Here is a 15,652-nt window from a genome sequence, read left to right on the forward strand (position 1 = left end):
GGACGAGAAAGGAGCCTGTCGAGATGGTCGAAAAGTTCGACGCCATCGTCATCGGTGCCGGCCCGTCCGGCAACGCCGCGACCTACACGCTGGCCAAGCAGGGGCTGAAGGTCCTGCAGCTTGAGCGCGGCGAATATCCCGGCGCCAAGAACGTCCAGGGCGGCATCATGTACGCCCATGAACTGGAGAAGATCATCCCGGATTTCCGGGACGATTGCCCGACCGAGCGCCACATCATCGAACAGCGCGTCTGGCTGCTGGGCGACGACAGCTATGTCGGCACCAACTACCGCTCGGAAGCCTTCAACAGCGACAAGCCCAACCGCTACACCATCATCCGCGCCAACATCGACAAATGGTGGGGCGAGCAGATCCGCAAGGTCGGCGGCCTGCAGATCTGCGAGACCACGGTGACCGAGCTGATCCGCGATCCGTCCGGCAAGGTGATCGGCGTGCGCACCGACCGCGAGGGCGGGGAAATCCATGCCGACGTCGTCATCATGGCCGACGGCGTCAACGCCCTGCTGGCCAAGCGCGCCGGTCTTCAGGTGGAGGCGGCGCCGGAGAATGTGGCGCTGGCGGTGAAGGAAATCCTCTTCATCGATCCGGAGTTGATTCAGCAGCGCTTCGGCATCAAGGAGGACGAAGGCGTCGTCATCGAGATCATGGGCAAGGTGACCAAGGGGATGGTCGGCACCGCCTTCCTCTACACCAACAAGGAATCGCTGACGATCGGTATCGGCTGCCTGATCTCCGACTTCAAGAATGGCGATTGCCCGCCCTACCGGATGCTGGAGGACCTGAAGAACCACCCCGTCATCAAGCCGCTGATCGAAGGGGCGGAGATGAAGGAATACGCCGCCCACATGATCCCGGAGGGCGGCTACAAGGCGGTTCCGCAGCTCTATGGCGACGGCTGGATGGTGGTCGGCGACGCCGCCCACTTCAACAACGCCGCCCATCGCGAGGGCTCCAACCTCGCCATGGCGTCGGGCCGGATGGCGGCGGAGACGGTGATCGAGCTGAAGGCCGCCGGCAAGGGCTACAACGCGTCGAACCTGGCCGCCTACAAGAAGAAGCTGGATGACAGCTTCATCATGAAGGACCTGAAGAAGTACCGCGAGCTGCCCGGCATCATGCACGGCAACAAGCAGTTCTTCGGCGCCTATCCCGACGAAATCACCGCGGCGGCCCACAACTGGTTTACCGTGGACAGCATCGACAAGAAGTCGAAGGAAAAGCAGATCATGAAGTCCTTCATCAAGCGCCGCTCGGTGATGGGACTGGTCGGTGACGCAATCAAGCTGGTGAGGGCCGTGCGATGAGCATCATGGTGAAGGTCGAAGAGAAGCTTTATCAGAACCGCTACATCGTCGATGAAAGCCGGCCGCACATACAGATCAAGAGCGTCGAGGCCTGCCAAAGCTGTGAGAAACAGGCCTGCACCTTTTGCTGCCCGGCCGCCTGCTACAGCAAGAACGAGACGGGCGGCGTGACTCTGGTGACCGACGGCTGCCTGGAATGCGGCACCTGCCGCGTCGTCTGCCAGGACAAGGGCAACATCGCCTGGGACTATCCGCGCGGCGGTTACGGCATCAGCTACAAGTTCGGCTGATCGGGTACGTCTGGTGTCTTCCCCCGGAACTGGATGGCCTCCGCGCAGTCTTGCGCGGGGGCCGATTTGTCTTGGGGGAGTGCTCGCTGATTGCCCCCACCCCAACCCTCCCCCGCTGGGCGGGGGAGGGGGCAAGTGCTTGTTCGGGAGGGTGGCGGCAGTCCCTCCCCCGCCCAGCGGGGGAGGCTAGGTGGGGGTAATCAGCCACGTCCCCTCAACGCCTCCACCGCATGGCCCAGCGCCCGCTGCAGCTCGGCCGGGAAGTAGGGTTTGCGGACGAAGCCGAAGGGGTCGCACTCCGCGGCACGGTGGCGGGTCTCAGGGTCGCCGAAGGCGGAGGTGAAGATGCAGCGGATGCCGGTCCGTTCGCGGATCGCCGCCGCCGCCTCGATCCCGTCGCGGGGCCCTAGCAGGCGGATGTCCATCATCACGACATCCGGACGCAGCCGTTCGGCCGCCTCGACCGCGGCGTCGGCATTGTCCTCGATCCCGACGACGGCGAATCCCAGCATCCCGAGAATTTCCTCCAATGCCATGGCGGCGAGGCTCTCGTCTTCAATGATGAGGATGCGCAGGGGAGCGTCGGAGGCAGGCGTAAGATCTGTCATCGTGATCGCATAGGGGGCTGTCACAGCGATTTTACAGGAGCCGAGTGATCGGCAAACCAAAAAGCGCAGGATTATGACCAATGGCGCAGCCTGCGCCGGACGCATGGGGCACGGAGCGGAAGCGTCGCAGGATGTCGCCGCACCCTTGTTTTTTACCCGTACGAAGCACCATCTCTGTCTCAGGGTTGTTTTCACCAGCGAGCATTGCGGACCCGCGCCTGTCCATTATGGAAGGCCGGCGGGGCCGCTCCCTTTTCCATGAGGAGACCGGCGATGGACCTGCGTGTCTGTTTCGAAAACATGGAAAACGTCAACGTCAACGATGCGACGATGATGAAGCACTACACCAAGAGCTATCTCGCGGATTTCGATCCGGAATGGGCCGGCTTCATCATGCTGCCCCACGACGAGACGCTGCGCGCGACGATGGAGCCCGCCTGGCAGGTGCTGATCCGCGACGCCACGCCGCGGACGGAGCAGGAGCTGCTGCGCTACATCGACGAGAACCCGATGGCGGCCTATCACGTCCATGTCTACCGGCGCGACGGCGGCCGGAACGAGAGCAAGATCCACTGACGGCAAAGGGGGCGCCGCAAGACGCCCCCTCCGTCGAAGCTCTTGCGCCGGCGGTTCAGCCGACCGGCGATCCCAGCAGGCTGTCCAGGGGCACGAAGCGGTCGGCCATCTTGCGCGCCTCTTCCTTGTGGACCTTGAAGGTCTTTTCCGCGATGGCGTTGGACACCACGAAGTCCTGATAGGCGCGTTCCAGATGGAAGCGATAGCGCGCCGACATGCCGTCGTCGTCCAGTCCCTCCATCCCGTGGTCCGCCGACAGGTAATCGTGGAAGCGCTGCAGGATGTGCAGGCGGTTCACGTTGATCACGCGCTGGTCGTAAGTGACGTGGAAGAAGCGCAGGAAGTCTTCCGCGGTTTCCAGATCGTCGAGGTCGTCGGTGAAATCGCTCATCGTCGAAGGCTCCTCACGCATGCTGCTGGGTGGAAGGGGAGGGGACGCAGCCCTCCTGATCGCAGATGTTTCCACAGGCGCTGCAGGCGACGCCGTCCAAACGGGCATCGCCATGCAGATCGGATGGGCGAATTTCCGACAAGCGGATGTTCTTATCAGGGAACTGTGACGGTACGGTTGCGGTTTGGGCATCCAGCCGGGCTTCGATGCGGTTGATGTGCTCGATCAGGCAGGCGATGGCCTTGCCGACCGGGTCCGGCATCAGATGATGTTCCAGGTCGATGCCATGCCCGGAAAGATGGCGGCCGGAAGGATGGCGCTGCGTTTCCGGCCGCACCACCCGGCCGGGGATGCCGACCACGGTCATGCCATCCGGCACCGGCTTGGTCACCACCGAATTGGCGCCGACCCGCGCGTTGGCACCGACGGTGATCGGCCCCAGGATCTTGGCGCCGGCGCCGACCAGCACGCCGTCCATCAGCGTCGGGTGCCGCTTGCCCTTGGTCCAGGAGGTGCCGCCCAGCGTCACGCCGTGATAGAGCGTCACGTCGTCGCCGATCTCCGCCGTCTCGCCGATCACCACGCCGGCGCCATGGTCGATGAAGAATCGGCGGCCGATGCTGGCGCCGGGATGGATGTCGATGTTGGTTGCCGCGCGCGCGACATAGGACAGGAAACGCGCCGGCCAGCGCAGTCCCCGCCGCCAGGCCGCATTGGCGAAGCGGTGCATCACCAGCGCATGGATGCCAGGATAGCAGGTCAGCACGTCGAAGACATTGCGCGCCGCCGGGTCGCGGTCGAAGACGCAGGCGACGTCCTCGCGCAGCAGAGCGACAATACCGGGCTGGGTCATGTCGCCGCCTCCAGGAAGGCGTGCAGTTCCTCGGCCGTGGGCGGCCGCTTGGCGCGGGTGGCCAGGGCGCGGACACGCGGCAGAACCGCCTGCGCCATCGCGTCGTCGCAGGCGATGCCCAGCCGTTCATAGGCCAGCTTCACCGCCGCAGTGCCGGAATGCTTGCCCAGCACGATGCGGTGCTCGCGCCCGACCTCGGCCGGGTCGAAATTCTGGTAGGTGGCGCGGTCGCGCAGCAGGCCGTCGACATGGATGCCGGCCTCGTGGGTGAAGACGGCGGACCCGACGATCGACTTGTTGACCGCCACCGGCCGGTTGGAGGCCCGCTCCACCAGATCGCTGATGGTGCCGAGCGACCGCGTCTCCACGCCGCTGTCGATGTGGTAGAGGTGTTTCAGCGACACCACCACCTCTTCCAGCGGGGCGTTGCCGGCGCGCTCGCCCAGGCCGTTCACCGTGGTGTTGACATGGGTGGCGCCGCCCAGCACCGCCGCCAGCGAGTTGGCGTTGGCGAGGCCCAGATCGTCATGGGCGTGGATCTCGATCTCCAGGTCAGTGGCCCGGCGCAGCCGTTCGATGCAGGCGCGCGTCTGGAAGGGGTCGAGCACGCCCAGCGTGTCGGCGAAGCGGAAGCGGCGGGCGCCGGCCTCCTGCGCCACCGTGGCGGCGGCGATCAGGAAATCCATGTCGGCACGGGAGGAATCCTCGCCGCCGACGCTGACCTCCAGCCCATGGTCGCGCGCCTGTTTCACCCGGCGCTCGATCTCCGCCAGCGCCCAGGCCCGGCTGCGCTTCAGCTTCTTCGTGATGTGGATGTCGGAGACCGGCATCGACAGGTTGACGAAGCCGACATCGCAGGACAGCGCCGCCTTCAGGTCGGTGTCGTGCATGCGGCACCACACCATCAGCCGTCCTTTCAGCCCCAGCGACGCCACGGCGCGGATGCCCTCGCGCTCCTCCTCGCCCATGGCGGGGATGCCGATCTCCTGTTCCGGCACACCGGCGGCGTCGAGCGCCCTGGCGATGGCGATCTTCTCGTCGAGCGTGAAGGCGACGCCGGCGGTCTGCTCGCCGTCGCGCAAAGTGGTGTCGTTGATGGTGGCGAAGGTGGTGGGCATGGGGGCACCTTCTGGAGAGTTGTTGCCGCGGATTGCCCCCACCCCATCCCTCCCCCGCTTCGCGGGAGAGGGGGTAGGACGCTTGGTAAGGGTCAGCAAAGGAGCGGCGGCAGTTCCCTCTCCCGCGGAACGCGGGGGAGGGTTAGGGAGGGGGCACAGTACTTCGCCCCCTCAGAAGTGTCGCAGGCCGGGCCGGGGACCCGCCCCGACGGGGTGTCGTCGGGCGGGGTGCCGGGACGGGCCATCGACCCGGCCTGCGATTCCGGTGTTACGAATAAACGGGCGCGAACTCTTTCGGCCGGTCCGCACCCTGCTGCCAGTAGGGCGACAGGCTGCGCAGCTTGGCGATGATGCCCGGCACCACGGCGATGACCCGGTCGATCTCCTCCTCCGTCGTGTCGCGCGACAGCGAGAAGCGGGTGGCGCCATGGGCGGCGGTGTAGGGCACGCCCATGGCGCGCATGACGTGGCTCGGCTCCAGCGATCCCGAGGTGCAGGCGGAGCCGGAGGACGCGGCGATGCCGGCCTCGTTCAGCAGCAGCAGGATTGCCTCGCCCTCGATATATTCGAAGGCGATGTTGCAGGTGTTGGGCAGGCGGTTGTCCGGGTTGCCGGTGACGAAGCAACTCGGCACCACCGCCAGGATCGCCTGTTCCAGCTTGTCGCGCAGCGCCTTCACCCGCGTGTTCTCCTCGCCCATATGGACAAGCGCCAGTTGGGCGGCGGCGCCCAGCCCGACGATGCCGGGCGCATTCTCCGTACCGGCGCGGCGCGAGCGTTCCTGGTGGCCGCCGCGCAGCATCGGACGGAAACGCAGGCCGCGCTTGACGTAGAGCGCGCCGATGCCCTTGGGGGCGTGCAGCTTGTGGCCGGACAGCGACAGCATGTCGATGGCGCTGTCGGCCAGCTTCATCGGGATCTTGCCGACCGACTGCACCGCGTCGGTGTGGAAGAGGGCGCCGACCTCCTTCGCCATGCGCGCCAGTTCCTCCACCGGGAAGATCGTCCCGGTCTCGTTGTTGGCCCACATGATGGAGACGATGGCGACCTGATCGGATAAGGCCGCGCGGTAGGCCTCCATGTCGAGGTTGCCGCGCTTGTCCACCGGGATGCGGTGGACCTTGCAGCCGCGCTTCTTCTCCAGATACTCGCAGAGCGCCAGCACGCCGGGGTGTTCGACCACGCTGGTGACGATATCGCGCTTCTTCGGATAGGCCTCCAGCGCCGACAGGATGGCGGTGTTGTCGCTTTCCGTCCCGCCGGAGGTGAAGACGATCTCGCTGTCATGGGCGGCGCCGAGCAGGGCCTGGACCTGCTTGCGCGCCCATTCGATCTTGCCGCCCACCGCGGCGCCGAAGCCGTGCATGGAGGACGGGTTGCCGAAATGCTCGGTGAAGAGCGGCAGCATCTCCTGCAGCACTTCCGGATCAACGCGGGTGGTGGCGTTGTTGTCGAGATAGATGCCCTGGCTCATGATATCAGGCTCCCCTTAGCCCGCGTGGGCCGGCATGAGGGATGCGGGCTTGACCCGCACGAACTCGCCGAGCTTCTCGACCAGCTTCATCTGCACGCCCATCATCGTCCCGGCCGATTGCGAACAGCCGGAGCAGGCGCCGGAAAGCCGGACGTAGATGTCCTTGCCGTCGATGTCGACCAGTTCCACATCGCCGCCGTCGCGCTGGATCTGCGGGCGCATTTCCTCGATGGCGCCCATGATCGCCTGCATGCGCTGGACGTTCGTCAGCTTGGGCGCCGCGGCCGGTTCGGCCTTCGGCTCCAGCGGCTTGATGGCGTCCAGCCCGACGGTGCCGGGGGTGTGCTTCCTGGCGGGCTTCAGGGCGCCGGTCTTCGCCAGCACCTCTTCCAGCACCTCTTCGATCTTCTCGTGGCAGGTCTGGCAGGAGCCGCCGGCCTTGGTGTAGTGGGTGACCTCCTCCAGCGTGGTCAGGCCGTTGACGGTCACCGCGCGCTCGATCATGGCGGCGTCGATGCCGAAGCACTTGCAGACCAGCTCGCCTTCCTCATGGTCGTCTTCCCACGCCTCGCCCTTGTAGTTGGCGATGGCGGCGCGCAGGGCCTCGGCACCCATGACGGAGCAATGCATCTTCTCCGGCGGCAGGCCGCCCAGATACTCGGCGATGTCGCGGTTGGTCAGGGTCAGCGCCTCGTCCACCGTCTTGCCGATGATCATCTCGGTCAGCGCGGAGCTTGAGGCGATGGCCGAGCCGCAGCCGAAGGTCTGGAACTTTGCGTCCAGGATGATCTGTGTGTCGGGATCGACCTTCAGCATCAGACGCAGCGCGTCGCCGCAGGTGATGGAGCCGACCTCGCCGACCGCATTGGCCGTGTCCAGGACACCGGAGTTCTTCGGGTTGAAGAAGTGTTCCTTGACCTTGTCGGTGTAGTTCCACATGTCGCTGCTGCCTTTCCGTGGGGTGCGCGCCTAGGGGAAGAGTGTCCGGGGGCGGGATCAGTGGCCCCGATTAATGGGTCGAATAGGGGGCTGACGATCCGCAGCTGGACGAGGAGGTCGAGCAGGAGCCGCCACCGCCTTCACCGGCCGAGAAGGACTTGCCGCAGCCGCAGCTGCTGGTCGCGTTCGGGTTGTCGAACTTGAAGCCGGAGCCCTCGATGCCCTCGACAAAATCGACCACCACGCCGCTCAGGAAGGGCTGGCTGTTGGCGTCGACGAAGATGGTGACCGGGCCGAAGCTGAGCACCGCGTCGTCGTCGCCGGCCGCCGCCTCCAGGCCCATCTGGTATTTCAGCCCGGCGCAGCCGCCGTCGGTGACCGCGATCCGCAAGCCGGCGGCCGCACCGCCCGACGTCGCCAGGACCCGTTCCAAGGTTGAAACCGCCGCATCCGTCAGAGTCACCATGTCCCGCCTCCTCAAGCCGCGTTGCCGGGGGTGCCGGCCGATCTGACGGGAAGTAGAGCAAGGGCTGTGCCAAACAGGCAAACTATTGATTTTCAAGGATTGTTAGCTGGGGATGGCGTGGCGAGAGTCCGACAATGTTTCGCCTTCCAACGGTTTTGTCGGGTTTGGCGCGTGTCGGTTTTGCGACAGCCGCGACACTTCGCCGCACAAAAATAATATGGTCTTTCCCCGTGCCTGCGCGCCTACCATGGGACGTCGTCGGTGCGTCGGATGGTTGATTGGTGCAGCAGAAAATACAGGCGAGGGAAGCGATGAGCGACGAACCGATCGAACTCAGGATGTCGAACGGCCGCATGGCCTTCGGCGACGTGCCGGAACAGATTGATGAGCTTTTGCAGGAGGCGGTGAAGGCCCGCGACGTGCCCGACGCCTGCGAGGCGCTGCTGTGGGAGGCGCACCGCAAGGGGCCACGGGTGCTGCCGGTCTTCTATGCGCTCTACAAATTCTACTTCAACCGCAAGAAGCTGGGGGAGGCGGAGCGGGTGGCCCGCATCGGGCTGGATGCCGCCGCACTCCAGGGCGGCTTTCCGGCCGACTGGTCGCAACTGACGGCCGGCTCCACCGACTGGACGGCGGCCGGGCCGGCGCGCTTCTTCCTGTTCACCATGAAGGCGCTGGCCTTCATCGAACTGCGCCGCCACAACCGCGACAGGGCGCTGGAGATCCTCGCCAAGATGGCGGAGATCGACCCGGCCGATCAGGTCGGCTATGGCACCATCGCCGCGCTGGCCCGCGGGTTGGAGGGAGAGGCCGGTTCGGCGTAACGCAAAAAAGGCCCCCGGCCCAGGGGGGAACCGGGCCGGGGGCAGCGGGGATTTGCGTCTCACGACGCACTCACGACGCGCTCTCTCACGTCGAGAGTTATTGCGGCCCCGCCGGGGCAGGGAGGCCGCAAACCGGTCAGGCGGCGACGGACTCCAGGGCCGGATAGTCGGTGTAGCCCTTGGCGTCGCCGCCGTAGTAGGTGGTGCGGTCCGGCTCGGCCAGCGACGCATCGGCACGGAAGCGCACGGGCAGGTCCGGGTTGGAGATGAAGGCCTCGCCGAAGCTGACCGCGTCGGCCTCGCCGTTCGCCAGGGCGGTGTCGGCGTCGGCCCGGCTGTAGCCGCCATTCAGGATGAACGGACCCTTGAAGGCGGCGCGCAGGGCGGACGCCACATGCGGTGCGCCTTCCGGTGGAGCCATATGGTGGCCGGGCCGGCCCTCGATCACATGCAGATAGGCGAGGTTGAAGGGGTTCAGCGCCTTGGTGATCGCCAGGAAATGCGGCAGCGGGTCGCTGTCCTTCATGTCGTTGAACACGCCGGTCGGCGACAGGCGGACACCGATGCGGTCGGCGCCGACGGCATGGGCCGTGGCCTCCAGGATTTCCAGCAGGAAGCGGCAGCGGTTCTCCACCGTCCCGCCATACTGGTCGGTGCGGGTGTTGGTGCTGTCACGCAGGAACTGGTCGATCAGATAGCCGTTGGCCGCGTGGATCTCGACGCCGTCCAGGCCGGCATCGAACACCGCGCGCTTGGCGGCGTCGGCGAAGTGACGGACCAGAGCAGGGATTTCGGCGGTCTCCAGGGCGCGCGGCACCGGGAAGGGCTCCATGCCGGCGCCGGTGTAGAGTTGGCCCTTCGCCGCGATCGCCGACGGGGCGACCGGGGCGGCGCCGTTCGGCTGGAAGCGCGGGTGGGAGATGCGGCCGACATGCCAGAGCTGGGTGACGATCCGCCCGCCGGCGTCATGCACGGCGTCCGCCACCGCACGCCAAGCCAGGGTCTGGGCGTCGGTGTGGATGCCCGGCGTGTTGGGATAGCCCTGGGCGGTGTCGCAGACCTGCGTCGCCTCGGTGATGATCAGGCCGGCGGAGGCGCGCTGCGCATAATACTCGGCAGTGAGCGCGGTCGGGCAGTTGCCTTCGCCGGCGCGGCTGCGGGTCATCGGCGCCATGACGACGCGGTTCGGCAGCTCGATGGCGCCGAGGCGCAGCGGGGTGAACAGGTCAGGCTTTGCAGTGCTTTGCGGCATGGCGGGACTACCCCCTATTGGCCCCTGTTGGGCAAATCGGCTTGTATGTATGTGAGTACATACTTGAACCAGAGCCCGCCGCTTGTCAAGTATGTATCTGCATACTTATTATGAAGCTGACGGGACGCACCGGAGAGGGACGGGTTTTGGACGCAAGCAAGGACGATGACGGCTGTTGCCCCGGCAACGGGACCGAGGGCGCGTGCGAGGGCGGGGGGCGCAAGCGCGACCGCGCGGCGACCGAGGGCGCGCTGCTCGACGCCGCCAAGCTGGTGTTCGCGGAGCGCGGATTCGATGCGGCGACGACGCGGGAGATCGCCGGGCGGGCCGGGGTCAACGAACAGCTGATCCAGCGCTATTTCTCAGGAAAGAGCGGTCTGCTGCTGGCGGTGGTGGAGCGCTATTGGCGTGAGGAAGCGGGCGGCTGCGACCTGCCGCCGCCGGACGATGACCTGGAAACCGATCTCGCCCGCTTTCTCCATGCCCAGTTGAAGCACAGCTGGAAATGCCGCGACTTCACCCGCGTGGTGCTGGCCCGTGCGCTGGTCGATCAGGCGGTGGCGGACGAAATGGCGCGCACCCTGTCGGAGAGCCGTATCCCCTGTCTGCTGAGACGGCTGGAAGGCTTCCGCGCGCGCGGCGCCATCGCCGCCGATGCCGACCTCGCCAATGTGGCGGCCGGCATCGCGACGCTCAGCTTCGGACTGGGCTTCCTCGATCAGGTGGTGTTCGGCCGCGACGATGCCGGCATCTGCGCGATGGTCGGCACGCTGGCCCACACCATCGCCCATGGACTGACGCCTCGCTGACGCCGCGGTAAACCGCCATTACTCCGCGGCGGCGGCGGCGCGGGTTGTGCTGCGGTGGCTGTGGACCGCGTCGGCGGTGAAGACCGCCAGCGCCACCCAGATGCAGGCGAAGGTGATGGCGTGGTTGCGGGTGAAGGCCTCGCCGTAGACCAGCACGCCCAGCAGAAGCTGCCCGGTTGGCCCGACATATTGCAGCAACCCGAGCGTGGTCATGGTCAGCCGCGTCGCGCCGAACATGAACAGCACCAACGGCACCGCCGTCATCGGCCCGGCCAGCACCAGCAGCGTGCTCTCGCCCCAGCCATGCCCGAAGGCGCCGTCGCCGCCCAGCCACAGCAGATAGCCGAGCGCGGCCGGCAGCAGCAGGGCGGTTTCCACCAGAAGCCCAATCACCGGGTCGATCGCCGCCTTCTTGCGCACCAGGGCGTAGAAGCCGAAGGACAGCGCCAGCGACAGGGCGACCCAGGGCACGGTGCCATAGCTGACGACAAGGCTGCCGACGCCGGCCGCGGCGATGGCGACCGCCAGCATCCGGCCGCGGCTGAGCCGCTCATGCAGGAACAGCACGCCCAGCAGCACATTGACCAGCGGGTTGATGAAGTATCCCAGGCTGGCCTCGACCAGCCGGCTGTTCACCACCGCCCAGATGAAGACGGTCCAATTGACGGTGACAAGCAGGGTGGTGACCACCAGAATGCCCAGCCGGCGCCAGCTGCCCACCGCGGCGACGACGGCCGCCGGCCCGCGGGTCGACAGCACGCCGATGCCGACCAGCACCACGGTCCACACCACGCGGTGGGCGACGATCTCCACCGCCCCGACATCGCCCAGCGATTTGAAGAAGACCGGGTTGACCAGCCCCCAGATCAGGTATGAGGCGAGCGCCGCGACGAACGCTGCGGTTGTGGAGATCGGGGCCTTGGCGGGCGGCGGGGTCTGAACCATACCGTCCGTTTAGCACATTGTTTGTGCAATCCGGCAGCGGGGCGCCGGGCATGGCGGGGCTGCGCGCCGGGCATCGCTTCGCGGCATGCTAGAAACCGAGCGGGCGCTCGCTCGTCATCATTCGGTCGATCCAATGGGCGTGCGGCGCGAATCTTCGCTCGAACAGCCGCCACATGCCGGACTGGCCGCTGGCCGTCTCGATGGCCGCCACCGAATCGGCGCCATGGCGGGCGGCCACCCGCTCAGCCCCCTCGGCATAGGCGCCCATCAGCCAGCCGCGGCGGTCATAGGGTGGGTGGACCCAGCCGATGGGGAAGAACCAGCGCGACAGATCCGGCTGGTGCACGCACAGCGCCCAGCCGACGATGACGTCACCCGCGCCGATGACCAGCGACAGGTCGGGGTCCAGCATGCCGCGCCAATGGGTGGGCCGTGCCCAGACCGGCGCCTCGCCACGGTCGATCAGCGCCTGGGCGAGCGTTTCCGCCTCGGTCCCGCGCTCCCGCCAGGACCACAGGCGGAAGCCTTCCGCCGTCATGCGCGTCATCAGCGAATCGCGATCACGGAAGACCCTCACGGTGTCGCGCACGGCCCCGCAGATGCGCAGCCGCGACGGTTCCGGTTCCGGCCAGCCGGCGGCGCGCAGGGTGGCGGCGAAGGCATCCGCCGCCGGCAACCGGCTGGAATAGCTGACGGCCAGTTGCCGGACGCCGAGCGCGGGCAGGGCGCCCTCCAGCGCCGCCAGCAGCCGCAGCGCCAGTCCGCGCCGGCGCCAGGGCCGGGCAACGGTCAGCGACAGCAGCGTCTGCTCTCCCGCCTCCAAGGGGCGGCCCGGCGATACGGCCGACAGCGCAAGACCGGCCGGCCGGTCACCGTCCCACGCGGCAACGGCGCAGGGCCGGCAAAGCCGCGTCTCTTCCGGGTCGGTGAGCGACAGCAGGGAGCGGTAGGACGCCCAGGTCAGTGGTGCCACCGCGTCGGCTTCGTCCGGAGAGACGGGGCGAATAACTTCTGATTGAATCGTCATGGATCAAAATCCCGCCGCCGCAATCGCGTAACGCCAGATGGCGCAATACAATTTCCGCTTGCCGGTTCGTTGATTGCATGTATATAGCGATCTTATTGCCGCGTCTATGCTTGCCGGACCGGTGCATCGATACGGTTTCAGTTTTTAAACAATTGCGGAAAGGTGGGTTATGACTTCGCAGGCTGGTGTCGATCCTCTGCTGCAACTCCGTCGTCAAGCCGAAGCCGCCCTGGTGGATCGTGCGCAATCCGACGCTGCGTTCCGCGCTCTGCTGGTCAAGGACCCGCATGCGGCCCTGAAGACCCTGTTCGGCACCGATCCGATCCCCGGCATCGCCATCAAGGTGGTGGAGGAGCAGCCGGGCGAAATGACCCTGGTCCTGCCCGCCGCCGATCAGAGCGAGCTGCCGGACGACCTGCTGGACCTCGCCTCCGGCGGGACCAGCTTCTCCGCCTTCATCCTCTACGGCCCGAACGACGCGCCGCCGAAGCCGAAGAAGAAGTAACGCCACACAAAGAAAAAGCCCCGCCGGAGCGGGGCTTTTTCTGTTCCGGCCTGGACCGGCGATGCCGTCAGGCGGCGGCGCCGGTGGCGACGCCCTTGTCGGTCATCAGGGTCTGCAGCTCGCCCGACTCGTACATCTCGCGGACGATGTCGCAGCCGCCGACCAGCTCGCCCTTGACGTAGAGCTGCGGGAAGGTCGGCCAGTTCGAGTATTCCTTCAGGCCCTGGCGCAGGCCCGGATCCTCCAGGATGTTGACGCCCTTGAACTTGACGCCGGTGTGGCTCAGCACCTGGACGACGGCGGCGGAGAAGCCGCACTGCGGGAACACCGGGGTCCCCTTCATGTACAGCACGACATCGTTGTTCTTGATGTCCTGCTCGATGCGCTCGACGACGTTCTGATCGACCATGACTCGATAACCCTTCCGATTAGGCCCGGCGGTGCCGGGACCTTGTCCAATGTGACGAATACTCAGGCGCCTTCCGGCATCCGCTTTTCAGGCGCCTTCCGGCACCGCGGTGGTCAGCGCCAGGGCGTGCAGTTCGCCGCCCATCTTGCCCTGCAGGGACGCGTAGACCATCTGGTGCTGCTGCACCCGGCTCTTGCCCTTGAAGGTGGCGGAGGTGACGAGCGCGGCATAGTGGTCGCCATCGCCCCGCAGGTCGGCGATCTCCACGACTGCGTCGGGGATGCCTTCCTTGATGAGCTTTTCGATCGTGGCGGCTTCCATCGCCATGGGTACAGTCCTCGTTCTGTTCAGGATTGCCCCGCCCGGGCACGTGCTTCTTGAGATAGATTAGGTGCGGCCGGGCCGTTTGTCATCCACCGGCAAATATTTGCCGTTCTGCGGAAGACGCCGTAACGGCCCGCGCCATCAGCAGCTCACTCGCCGAACACGCGCTTGAACACGGTGTCGACATGCTTGGTGTGGTAGGACATGTCGAACATCGGCTCCAGCTTGTCGCGGCCGATATGCTTGGCGATGTCGGGATCTGCCGACAGCAGGTCCAAATAGTTGCCGCCCTTCTCCCACACCTGCATGGCGTTGCGCTGCACCGCCTTGTAGCTGTCCTCGCGGCTCATGCCGGCCTGGGTCAGCGCCAGCAGGACGCGCTGCGAGAAGACCAGACCGCCCAGATCGTCCAGGTTCTTCTGCATGCGCTCCGGATAGACCACCAGCTTTTCCATCATGCTGGTCAGGCGCACCAGGGCGAAGTCCAGCGTGACAGTGGCGTCGGGGCCGATCATCCGCTCGACCGAGCTGTGGGAGATGTCGCGCTCGTGCCACAGCGCGACATTCTCCAGCGCCGGGACCACGGCGGAGCGCACGATGCGGGCCAGGCCGGTCAGGTTTTCCGACAGGACCGGGTTGCGCTTGTGCGGCATCGCCGACGAGCCCTTCTGGCCGGGGTGGAAATACTCCTCCGCCTCGCGAACCTCGGTGCGCTGCAGGTGGCGGACTTCCGTCGCCAGATTCTCGATGCTCGACGCGATCACGCCCAGCACGGAGAAGAAGAAGGCGTGGCGGTCGCGCGGGATGACCTGGGTCGACACCGGCTCCACCGACAGGCCCAGCTTGGCGGCGACATGCTCCTCCACCCGCGGATCGATGTTGGCGAAGGTGCCGACGGCGCCGGAGATGGCGCAGGTGGCGATGTCCTGGCGCGCCTGGACCAGACGCTCGCGCCCGCGGGCGAAGGCGGCGTAATGGCCGGCCAGCTTCAGGCCGAAGGTCGTCGGCTCGGCATGGATGCCGTGGCTGCGGCCGATGGTGACGGTGTTCTTGTGCTCGTACGCCCGGCGCTTCAGCGCGGCCAGCAGGGCGTCCATGTCGGCCAGCAGCAGGTCGGCGGCCTGGGTCATCTGCACGGCGAGGCAGGTGTCCAGCACGTCCGACGAGGTCATGCCCTGGTGGACGAAGCGGGCCTCGGGGCCGACATATTCGGCGAGGTTGGTCAGGAAGGCGATGACGTCGTGCCGGGTCTCGCGCTCGATCTCGTCGATGCGGTCGATCTCCCACTTGCCGCGCTCCCACACCGCCTTGGCGGCGTCCTTCGGGATCACGCCCAGCTCGGCCTGCGCGTCGCAGGCGTGCGCCTCGATCTCGAACCAGATGCGGAAGCGGTTTTCAGGCTCCCAGATGCGGGCCATTTCGGGGCGGGTATAGCGGGGGATCATTACTCTTCTCCTAGTTGCGGCGCGCCGTTGACCCCATAGGGTCTCGAAAGCCTTGGAATCATGGGGTTTTGG

At 66.5% G+C, this 15,652-nt stretch carries 19 protein-coding genes; 6 read left to right on the top strand and 13 right to left on the bottom strand.

All coding sequences use genetic code 11. From position 1 onward, the window contains the following. Positions 1-23 precede the first annotated feature (23 nt). Both TSH20_RS20045 and TSH20_RS20050 read left to right on the top strand, forming a co-directional pair. Positions 24-1,325: an FAD-dependent monooxygenase gene (locus tag TSH20_RS20045; RefSeq protein WP_109076350.1), complete on the top strand. Its 1,302-nt coding sequence runs from the start codon at positions 24-26 to the stop codon at positions 1,323-1,325. After that, positions 1,322-1,615, top strand: a complete 294-nt coding sequence (locus TSH20_RS20050; RefSeq protein ID WP_109076351.1) for a ferredoxin family protein — start codon at positions 1,322-1,324, stop codon at positions 1,613-1,615. The genes TSH20_RS20045 and TSH20_RS20050 overlap by 4 nt, the downstream gene beginning before the upstream one ends. A gap of 200 nt (positions 1,616-1,815) precedes the next feature. Here TSH20_RS20050 and TSH20_RS20060 read toward each other — a convergent pair whose 3' ends face one another. After that, positions 1,816-2,223, bottom strand: coding sequence for a response regulator (locus tag TSH20_RS20060; RefSeq protein WP_109076352.1), 408 nt, complete (start codon positions 2,221-2,223; stop codon positions 1,816-1,818). A gap of 273 nt (positions 2,224-2,496) precedes the next feature. On the opposite strand from TSH20_RS20060, the gene TSH20_RS20065 reads away from it, so the two are divergent. Beyond that, complete coding sequence (locus TSH20_RS20065) at positions 2,497-2,799, top strand: hypothetical protein (RefSeq protein WP_109076353.1); 303 nt, start codon at positions 2,497-2,499, stop codon at positions 2,797-2,799. A gap of 55 nt (positions 2,800-2,854) precedes the next feature. On the opposite strand, the gene TSH20_RS20070 is transcribed toward TSH20_RS20065, so the two are convergent. The 6 genes from TSH20_RS20070 to TSH20_RS20095 form a co-directional block, all read right to left on the bottom strand. Continuing rightward, entirely contained in the window at positions 2,855-3,190 is a 336-nt protein-coding gene (locus TSH20_RS20070; RefSeq protein ID WP_109076354.1) for a nitrogenase-stabilizing/protective protein NifW, read from the bottom strand. Between the two features lie 13 nt (positions 3,191-3,203). After that, the gene (gene cysE, locus TSH20_RS20075) at positions 3,204-4,028 is read right to left on the bottom strand and encodes a serine O-acetyltransferase (protein ID WP_348770446.1); all 825 of its coding nucleotides are present in this window, start codon (positions 4,026-4,028) and stop codon (positions 3,204-3,206) included. Between the two features lie 11 nt (positions 4,029-4,039). Next, entirely contained in the window at positions 4,040-5,161 is a 1,122-nt protein-coding gene (gene nifV / locus TSH20_RS20080; protein WP_109076356.1) for a homocitrate synthase, read from the bottom strand. 268 nt (positions 5,162-5,429) lie between these two features. Next, positions 5,430-6,635 carry a cysteine desulfurase NifS gene (gene nifS / locus TSH20_RS20085; protein ID WP_109076357.1) on the bottom strand — a complete coding sequence of 402 codons (1,206 nt, stop codon included), beginning with the start codon at positions 6,633-6,635 and terminating at the stop codon, positions 5,430-5,432. A 15-nt stretch (positions 6,636-6,650) separates the two neighbouring features. Further along, on the bottom strand, positions 6,651-7,574 hold the full coding sequence (gene nifU / locus TSH20_RS20090; protein WP_109076358.1) for a Fe-S cluster assembly protein NifU: 924 nt from the start codon (positions 7,572-7,574) through the stop codon (positions 6,651-6,653). A 70-nt stretch (positions 7,575-7,644) separates the two neighbouring features. After that, on the bottom strand, positions 7,645-8,040 hold the full coding sequence (locus tag TSH20_RS20095) for an iron-sulfur cluster assembly accessory protein (RefSeq protein WP_109076359.1): 396 nt from the start codon (positions 8,038-8,040) through the stop codon (positions 7,645-7,647). Positions 8,041-8,351: 311 nt separating this feature from the next. On the opposite strand from TSH20_RS20095, the gene TSH20_RS20100 reads away from it, so the two are divergent. Then, positions 8,352-8,864: a hypothetical protein gene (locus TSH20_RS20100; protein ID WP_109076360.1), complete on the top strand. Its 513-nt coding sequence runs from the start codon at positions 8,352-8,354 to the stop codon at positions 8,862-8,864. A gap of 136 nt (positions 8,865-9,000) precedes the next feature. Here the strand turns inward: TSH20_RS20100 and TSH20_RS20105 are convergent, their stop codons facing one another. Further along, the gene (locus TSH20_RS20105) at positions 9,001-10,116 is read right to left on the bottom strand and encodes an alkene reductase (RefSeq protein ID WP_109076361.1); all 1,116 of its coding nucleotides are present in this window, start codon (positions 10,114-10,116) and stop codon (positions 9,001-9,003) included. Positions 10,117-10,262: 146 nt separating this feature from the next. Here TSH20_RS20105 and TSH20_RS20110 point away from each other — a divergent pair, with 146 nt between their 5' ends. Further along, positions 10,263-10,925, top strand: coding sequence for a TetR/AcrR family transcriptional regulator (locus tag TSH20_RS20110; RefSeq protein ID WP_109076362.1), 663 nt, complete (start codon positions 10,263-10,265; stop codon positions 10,923-10,925). Positions 10,926-10,943: 18 nt separating this feature from the next. Here TSH20_RS20110 and rarD read toward each other — a convergent pair whose 3' ends face one another. Together rarD and TSH20_RS20120 are read right to left on the bottom strand one after the other, a co-directional pair. Next, positions 10,944-11,870, bottom strand: coding sequence for an EamA family transporter RarD (gene rarD / locus TSH20_RS20115; protein WP_109076363.1), 927 nt, complete (start codon positions 11,868-11,870; stop codon positions 10,944-10,946). Between the two features lie 88 nt (positions 11,871-11,958). Further along, positions 11,959-12,897, bottom strand: coding sequence for a GNAT family N-acetyltransferase (locus TSH20_RS20120; RefSeq protein WP_146205398.1), 939 nt, complete (start codon positions 12,895-12,897; stop codon positions 11,959-11,961). A 169-nt stretch (positions 12,898-13,066) separates the two neighbouring features. Between TSH20_RS20120 and TSH20_RS20125 the strand changes: the two genes are divergently transcribed. After that, positions 13,067-13,402 (top strand): NHLP leader peptide family RiPP precursor, encoded by a 336-nt coding sequence (locus TSH20_RS20125; RefSeq protein ID WP_109076365.1) that lies wholly within the window; start codon positions 13,067-13,069, stop codon positions 13,400-13,402. Positions 13,403-13,469: 67 nt separating this feature from the next. On the opposite strand, the gene grxD is transcribed toward TSH20_RS20125, so the two are convergent. From grxD to purB, 3 genes are all read right to left on the bottom strand, one after another. Then, complete coding sequence (gene grxD / locus TSH20_RS20130) at positions 13,470-13,811, bottom strand: Grx4 family monothiol glutaredoxin (RefSeq protein ID WP_109076366.1); 342 nt, start codon at positions 13,809-13,811, stop codon at positions 13,470-13,472. A gap of 87 nt (positions 13,812-13,898) precedes the next feature. Further along, positions 13,899-14,138, bottom strand: coding sequence for a BolA family transcriptional regulator (locus TSH20_RS20135; protein ID WP_109076367.1), 240 nt, complete (start codon positions 14,136-14,138; stop codon positions 13,899-13,901). Positions 14,139-14,284: 146 nt separating this feature from the next. After that, a complete protein-coding gene (gene purB, locus TSH20_RS20140) occupies positions 14,285-15,580 on the bottom strand; it encodes an adenylosuccinate lyase (RefSeq protein WP_109076368.1) in 1,296 nt (431 codons plus the stop codon). Positions 15,581-15,652 lie beyond the last annotated feature (72 nt).

Origin of the sequence: Azospirillum sp. TSH20 (genome assembly GCF_003115935.1) — a bacterium.
Taxonomy (GTDB): domain Bacteria; phylum Pseudomonadota; class Alphaproteobacteria; order Azospirillales; family Azospirillaceae; genus Azospirillum.

Bases quoted from the DNA above. Each gene is read 5' to 3' on its own strand.
- TSH20_RS20045 (WP_109076350.1), top strand. From the start codon at position 24: ATGGTCGAAAAGTTCGACGCCATCGTCATCGGTGCCGGCCCGTCCGGC.
- TSH20_RS20050 (WP_109076351.1), top strand. From the start codon at position 1,322: ATGAGCATCATGGTGAAGGTCGAAGAGAAGCTTTATCAGAACCGCTAC.
- TSH20_RS20060 (WP_109076352.1), bottom strand. From the start codon at position 2,223: ATGACAGATCTTACGCCTGCCTCCGACGCTCCCCTGCGCATCCTCATC.
- TSH20_RS20065 (WP_109076353.1), top strand. From the start codon at position 2,497: ATGGACCTGCGTGTCTGTTTCGAAAACATGGAAAACGTCAACGTCAAC.
- TSH20_RS20070 (WP_109076354.1), bottom strand. From the start codon at position 3,190: ATGAGCGATTTCACCGACGACCTCGACGATCTGGAAACCGCGGAAGAC.
- nifV (WP_109076356.1), bottom strand. From the start codon at position 5,161: ATGCCCACCACCTTCGCCACCATCAACGACACCACTTTGCGCGACGGC.
- nifS (WP_109076357.1), bottom strand. From the start codon at position 6,635: ATGAGCCAGGGCATCTATCTCGACAACAACGCCACCACCCGCGTTGAT.
- nifU (WP_109076358.1), bottom strand. From the start codon at position 7,574: ATGTGGAACTACACCGACAAGGTCAAGGAACACTTCTTCAACCCGAAG.
- TSH20_RS20095 (WP_109076359.1), bottom strand. From the start codon at position 8,040: ATGGTGACTCTGACGGATGCGGCGGTTTCAACCTTGGAACGGGTCCTG.
- TSH20_RS20100 (WP_109076360.1), top strand. From the start codon at position 8,352: ATGAGCGACGAACCGATCGAACTCAGGATGTCGAACGGCCGCATGGCC.
- TSH20_RS20105 (WP_109076361.1), bottom strand. From the start codon at position 10,116: ATGCCGCAAAGCACTGCAAAGCCTGACCTGTTCACCCCGCTGCGCCTC.
- rarD (WP_109076363.1), bottom strand. From the start codon at position 11,870: ATGGTTCAGACCCCGCCGCCCGCCAAGGCCCCGATCTCCACAACCGCA.
- TSH20_RS20120 (WP_146205398.1), bottom strand. From the start codon at position 12,897: ATGACGATTCAATCAGAAGTTATTCGCCCCGTCTCTCCGGACGAAGCC.
- TSH20_RS20125 (WP_109076365.1), top strand. From the start codon at position 13,067: ATGACTTCGCAGGCTGGTGTCGATCCTCTGCTGCAACTCCGTCGTCAA.
- grxD (WP_109076366.1), bottom strand. From the start codon at position 13,811: ATGGTCGATCAGAACGTCGTCGAGCGCATCGAGCAGGACATCAAGAAC.
- TSH20_RS20135 (WP_109076367.1), bottom strand. From the start codon at position 14,138: ATGGCGATGGAAGCCGCCACGATCGAAAAGCTCATCAAGGAAGGCATC.
- purB (WP_109076368.1), bottom strand. From the start codon at position 15,580: ATGATCCCCCGCTATACCCGCCCCGAAATGGCCCGCATCTGGGAGCCT.